Source organism: Halomonas sp. PR-M31 (assembly GCF_001039575.1).
Taxonomy (GTDB): domain Bacteria; phylum Pseudomonadota; class Gammaproteobacteria; order Pseudomonadales; family Halomonadaceae; genus Modicisalibacter.
This window is the reverse complement of sequence record NZ_JIBT01000028.1, coordinates 63,819-69,818: the sequence shown is the minus strand read 5'-3', so window position 1 is coordinate 69,818 and position 6,000 is coordinate 63,819. Positions and strand designations below refer to the sequence as shown.

The 6,000-nt window shown below is 56.8% G+C and carries 4 protein-coding genes, 2 tRNA genes and 1 pseudogene; 3 read left to right on the top strand and 4 right to left on the bottom strand.

From position 1 onward, the window contains the following. Positions 1-114: 114 nt before the first annotated feature. Positions 115-191, bottom strand: a tRNA-Arg gene (locus CH74_RS08505). Between the two features lie 60 nt (positions 192-251). Beyond that, a tRNA-Pro gene (locus CH74_RS08500) sits at positions 252-328 on the bottom strand. 226 nt (positions 329-554) lie between these two features. On the opposite strand from CH74_RS08500, the gene folD reads away from it, so the two are divergent. Continuing rightward, entirely contained in the window at positions 555-1,427 is an 873-nt protein-coding gene (gene folD / locus CH74_RS08495) for a bifunctional methylenetetrahydrofolate dehydrogenase/methenyltetrahydrofolate cyclohydrolase FolD (RefSeq protein ID WP_048307034.1), read from the top strand. A 13-nt stretch (positions 1,428-1,440) separates the two neighbouring features. Here the strand turns inward: folD and cysS are convergent, their stop codons facing one another. Then, entirely contained in the window at positions 1,441-2,823 is a 1,383-nt protein-coding gene (gene cysS, locus CH74_RS08490; protein ID WP_048307033.1) for a cysteine--tRNA ligase, read from the bottom strand. Between the two features lie 7 nt (positions 2,824-2,830). Then, a pseudogene (locus CH74_RS08485) lies at positions 2,831-4,518 on the bottom strand (glutamine--tRNA ligase/YqeY domain fusion protein). A gap of 187 nt (positions 4,519-4,705) precedes the next feature. Between CH74_RS08485 and CH74_RS08480 the strand changes: the two are divergent. Further along, entirely contained in the window at positions 4,706-5,200 is a 495-nt protein-coding gene (locus CH74_RS08480; RefSeq protein WP_048307032.1) for a peptidylprolyl isomerase, read from the top strand. A 58-nt stretch (positions 5,201-5,258) separates the two neighbouring features. Further along, a complete protein-coding gene (locus tag CH74_RS08475; protein WP_048307031.1) occupies positions 5,259-5,993 on the top strand; it encodes a UDP-2,3-diacylglucosamine diphosphatase in 735 nt (244 codons plus the stop codon). The last annotated feature ends 7 nt before the right edge of the window (positions 5,994-6,000 follow it).

Genomic DNA, 6,000 nt, shown 5'->3' with positions numbered 1-6,000 from the left:
TCGAACCCACGACCACCGGAGCCACAATCCGGGGCTCTACCACTGAGCTACATCCACCATATCGAATACCGACATTGACCGGGAACGCCAGATATCTGCCGTCTTGCCAGATTTTGGCGCGCCCAGCAGGACTCGAACCTGCAACCTACGGCTTAGAAGGCCGTTGCTCTATCCGATTGAGCTATAGGCGCATGGTCGTGACCCTGAGCCGCTTGCCACAGCCTCATTGAAAACGAACGGCTTCAATGAAGTGGTCGGGGTAGAGGGATTCGAACCCCCGACATCCTGCTCCCAAAGCAGGCGCGCTACCAGACTGCGCTATACCCCGTTGGCATGTTGCCACCGTTTGAACGACACCTCAGAGGCGTGCTCAAGCGATGCGTATTCTACGCTAGATTGCCTTATGGTCAAGTACTAGGCCTCAAGTGCCGTTAGATAGTCAAAGGACAAGAAATTTTGAGCCGGACGCCGCCCATGCGAAAATCGCCACTTCGCTTTTCCTTCACAAGTTTCATCGAAGCGCGACCTTCTGAACTGCACCATAGGAATTCTTGATGCCCGCACAACTGATCGACGGCAAGGCCATTGCCGAAAAGGTACGTCACCAGGTCGCTCGTCAAGTGGAAACGCGCCGTCGCGATGGACGTCGCATTCCCGGCCTCGCCGTCGTCTTGGTGGGCGACGATCCGGCCTCAGAAATTTATGTGCGTAACAAGCACCGCGCCTGCGAAGAGGCGGGCATTCACTCCTTCATGCATCAGTTGCCAGCCGATACTTCGCAGCAGACTCTGGAAGCACTGGTCGATGACATGAATGCAGACCCCGCCGTGGACGGCATACTGGTACAGCTACCGTTGCCACAACAGCTCGATGAGCGACCGATCCTTGAGCGCATCCGGCCAGACAAGGACGTGGATGGCTTTCACCCTTACAATCTTGGACGTCTTGCCCAGCGTCTACCGCTGCTGCGTCCTTGCACACCCAAAGGCGTCATGACCCTGCTGCAGGAAAGCGATCTCAGCACCCGGGGGCTGAACGCGACCGTCGTGGGCGCTTCGAATATCGTGGGTCGTCCCATGTCTATGGAACTCATGCTGGCCGGCTGCACGACGACGGTCTGTCATCGCTTTACCCACGATCTGGAGGAACACGTACGCCGCGCGGATCTCGTGGTTGCCGCAGTGGGTCAGCCGGGATTGGTCAAGGGCGAGTGGATAAAAGAAGGGGCGATCGTGATCGATGTGGGCATCAATCGACAGGAAGATGGCCATCTGATCGGTGATATCGAATTCGAGTCCGCCGCCGCCCGGGCCAGCTACATCACGCCAGTACCCGGTGGCGTCGGCCCGATGACGGTGGCCTCGTTACTCGAGAACACGCTGTACGCGGCGGAACTGCACGATGCCGCGGACAACGCCAAACAATAGCCATTGTTGAAAGCTACTGCTCGAATACCCAGGTGGTGCCTTCGCGGGAGTCCTTGAGTACGACTCCCAGGGCTGCCAGTTCGTCTCGGATACGATCGGCCTCACCGAAATCCCGGGCTTTCTTGGCATCGGCTCGTGCCTGGATACGCGCCTCTATTTCCTCATTGGAAATCGATAGCGCCTGGGCCCCGGTCTTGAGGAACGTAGCAGGATCATGAGCAAACAATCCCAGAATTTCTCCTAACCGCTTAAGCTCAAAAGCCAACGCCGGCGCCTGATCCGGCACCTCCTTCTTGGCCCTGTTCAGTTCCCGTGCCAAGTCGAACAGCGCTGCAAGCGCTTCCGGCGTATTGAAATCGTCATCCATGGCAGCGGTAAAACGCTCAGCAAAACGCGGCACCACCTCTCCACGCGCAGGATTTATGCCTTCTAGAGCGTTATAGAAGCGTTCAAGGGATTTACGCGCCTCAACCAGGGCATCCGGAGCATAGTTGATCGGGCTGCGGTAGTGGCTCGCCAGCAGCAGATAGCGCACCACCTCCGGATCATGCACTTCGAGCACATCGCGAATGGTGAAGAAGTTGCCCAGGGACTTGGACATCTTCTGCTGATCGACTCGCACTGCACCGGCATGCATCCAGGTATTGACGTAAGGCTTGCCGGTGGCCGCCTCGCTCTGGGCGATCTCGTTCTCATGGTGAGGAAAGGTCAGATCCGGCCCGCCACCGTGAATGTCGAAGGTGTCACCCAGGCAACAGGTGGACATCGCGGAGCACTCGATATGCCACCCCGGACGACCTTCGCCCCAAGGCGAGGACCAGCTTGCCTCGCCGGCTTTGGCCGCCTTCCACAGCACGAAATCCAGCGGATCTTCCTTGTGCTCGTCGACCTCGACGCGAACCCCAGAGCGCATTTCGTCCAGATCCCGATTATTTAGCTTGCCGTAGCCCTCGAAGCGGCGCACCCGATAATAAACGTCACCGTTATCTGCGGCATAGGCGTAACCCTTACCGATCAAGCGCTCGATCATTGCCTGGATTTCATCGATATAGGCAGTTGCCCGAGGCTCATGATCCGGTCGCAGTACGCCAAGGTGTTCTTCGTCTTCATGCATGGCGTCGATCATGCGCTGGGTCAAACTATCGATGCTCTCGGCGTTTTCCTCCGCCCGTTTCAATATCTTGTCGTCGATATCGGTGATATTGCGAACGTAATCGACTTCGAACCCTCGGCTACGCAGATAGCGAGTGATCACATCGAAGGCCACCATGACCCGAGCGTGACCGATATGACAGTAGTCATAGACGGTGATGCCGCACACGTACATGCGTATCTTGCCTGGCTCGATGGGCTCAAAGGCTTCCTTGCGCCGGGTCAGGGTATTGTAGATTTGCATATCGCGCTCAACCCTTCTTCTGAATCTTTGCCCAGGTATCCTTCAAGCCTACGGTGCGATTGAAGACACGCCGACCTTCGGCGCTAGCATGCCGATCGGCACAGAAATAGCCCACCCGCTCGAACTGATAGCGTGTTTCAGGCTCTACGTCCGCAAGGCTTGGTTCACCATAGGCCGTTACCACCGTGAGCGATTCATCGCTGAGATGATCGAGGAAATCCACGTCTCGATCCCTGTCCGGCGCCTCGATCTGGAACAGATTGTCGTACAGACGCACCTCGACGGGCACCGCATGTTCCGCGCTGACCCAATGAATCACGCCCTTGACCTTGCGTCCTTCCGGGTTTTTGCCCAGGGTGTCGAAATCTACGCTGCAGCGCAGTTCTTCGATTTCCCCTGTATCGCTTTTGATCACCTCGTCGCAGCGAATCACATAGCCGTTGCGCAAGCGCACCTCTTTATCCGGTGCCAGTCGGAAGAATTTCTTCGGCGGCTCTTCCAGAAAATCCTCCGCATCAATCCAGATCTCTCGGGTAAACGGCAGCTTGCGCAGACCCATGTCTTCCCGTGCTGGATGACCGGGCACTTCAAAGATCTCTTCGTGATCTTCAGGCACATTGGTCAGCACCACCTTGAGCGGATTGAGTACGCACATCGCCCGTGGGGCATTGTCTTCGAGATCCGAACGGATGGCGTGATAAAGCATGCCAATCTCGACCATACCGCCATCCGCCCGAGTAACGCCGATCATGTCGCAGAACTTGCGGATCGAACCCGGCGTATAGCCTCGACGACGCATGCCGGAGATCGTCGGCATGCGCGGATCGTCCCAGCCATCGACGATACCCTGATCCACCAGCAGCTTGAGTTTGCGCTTGGAGGTCACGGTGTAATTGAGATTCAGACGAGCAAACTCGATCTGACGTGGCTTGGCCGGCACCGGTAGGTTGTTCAGGAACCATTCGTAGAGCGGACGATGATCCTCGAACTCCAGGGTGCAGATCGAGTGAGTCACTCCTTCGATGGCATCCGACTGACCGTGGGTAAAATCATAGGAAGGGTAAATCTTCCACTTGTCACCGGTCTGATGATGGCTGGCATGACGAATACGATAAAGTGTCGGATCGCGCAGATTGATGTTGGGGGATGCCATGTCGATCTTGGCCCGCAGCACCTTTTCGCCCTGGGCGAATTCGCCGCGGCGCATGCGCTCGAGCAGATCCAGGTTCTCATCAACGCTGCGTTCTCGATATGGGCTTGGTCGACCTGGCTCTGTCAGAGTGCCACGATATTCGCGGATCTCGTCTGCGGAAAGATCATCACATAGGCCTTGTCTTCACGAATTAGATGCTGAGCCCACTCATAAAGCTGATCGAAATAGCTCGAGGCGAAACGTACCTTGCCTGCCCAATGAAAGCCCAGCCACTCCACGTCCGCCTTGATGGCGTCGATATAGACCTGCTCCTCCTTGGCCGGGTTGGTATCGTCGAAACGCAGATGGCAGTCGCCGCCAAACTGCTCGGCGAGACCGAAATTCAGACAGATGGACTTGGCATGACCAATGTGCAAAAAGCCGTTGGGCTCCGGCGGGAATCGCGTAACGATCCTCTCGACGGTACCTGCCTCGACTTCCTCGAGAATCTGGTTATGGATGAAGTTCGGGGCACTGGCGCTTTCGGTACTCTCGGTGCTCATGGGGGATCGATGAACCTCTGTAAGTCGCTAGGGAAACACTGAACGGATGCCTGCGCGCTCCCCGAATGGTGAAACGACGGGTCGAAGATTGTCAGTTGCTTTCGCACGTCGATTCAAAACCGCTATTATAGCGCGACGCCTGCGCGCTTCGCCAAGGCGCACCATTCAGACTGACCGGGAAACTTCTATGATCGTCCTGCACACCAATTACGGTGACATCCACCTCGAACTGGATTACGACAATGCGCCCAAGACTGCGGCCAATTTCGAGCAGTACGTGCGTGACGGCCATTACGACAACACCCTCTTCCACCGCGTCATCGATGGCTTCATGGTTCAGGGGGGCGGCTTCGATAGCGATTTCGAGCAAAAGCCCACGCGGGAACCCATTGAAAACGAGGCGGATAACGGCTTGAAAAACGTCACGGGTAGCGTCGCCATGGCGCGTACCCAGGATCCGCACTCCGCTACCGCCCAGTTCTTCATCAATGTCGCCGACAACGAGTTTCTTGATCATCGCGGCAAGAACCTGCAAGGCTGGGGCTATTGCGTGTTCGCCAAGGTGGTCGATGGCATGGAGGTGGTGGAGAAAATCAAGACACTTCCAACGACCCGACGCGGCATGCACGCGGACGTACCCGTCGAGGATGTCATGATTCAGAGCGCCGAGATCGTCGAATAAGCCCCACAGCCCGTTAAGGCGGGCTTACTCTCCACGCCATACGACCGACCCGTACTCCATGACCACACTTCTCATTTCAGATCTGCACCTGCACCCGGGAGCGCCCGAGATCGCTCGGGGGTTTCTCGACTATCTCAAGCATTCAGCCCAAAAAGCGCAAGCGCTTTATATCCTGGGAGATCTCTTCGAGGCTTGGATCGGTGACGACTATCATCTCAACGGCGATTTCGAGGCGCCCATCCTTGAAGCGCTCAAACGTCTCGGCGATGCCGGCACTCAAGTTTACTTCATGCACGGCAACCGGGATTTTCTTATCGGTGAAGACTTCGCCAAGGCCTGCGGAGTTACCCTGCTGCCCGACCCTCATCTGCTGGAACTGGATGGGAAGCGGATACTGCTGATGCATGGCGACAGCCTATGCACTCGGGATGAGGAATACATGAAATTTCGCGCCATGACCCGGGATCCACAGTGGCAGGCCCAGATCCTGGCGCTACCGGTGCAAGAGCGCCTCGAACTGGCGCGCAATCTACGCAATCAATCCGGTGAGGCCAATTCCAACAAGGCTCAGGACATCATGGATGTGACCCCAGGGGAAGTCGTCAAGGTCATGCAGGAGCATCAAGTGCGAACCCTCATCCACGGGCATACCCATCGACCTGACGTACACGCTCTCGATATCGAGGGCGAGCCGGCAAAACGTTTCGTTTTGGGTGACTGGAAAAGCGATCAGGGCTGGGATATTCGCCTTGAGAACGGCGGCGAGCCAGAGCTAAGACATTTTAGCTACTGACTCTCAA

Excerpts from the sequence above, each read along its gene's own strand:
- CH74_RS08475 (WP_048307031.1), top strand. The coding sequence starts at position 5,259 with ATGACCACACTTCTCATTTCAGATCTGCACCTGCACCCGGGAGCGCCC.
- CH74_RS08480 (WP_048307032.1), top strand. The coding sequence starts at position 4,706 with ATGATCGTCCTGCACACCAATTACGGTGACATCCACCTCGAACTGGAT.
- cysS (WP_048307033.1), bottom strand. The coding sequence starts at position 2,823 with ATGCAAATCTACAATACCCTGACCCGGCGCAAGGAAGCCTTTGAGCCC.
- folD (WP_048307034.1), top strand. The coding sequence starts at position 555 with ATGCCCGCACAACTGATCGACGGCAAGGCCATTGCCGAAAAGGTACGT.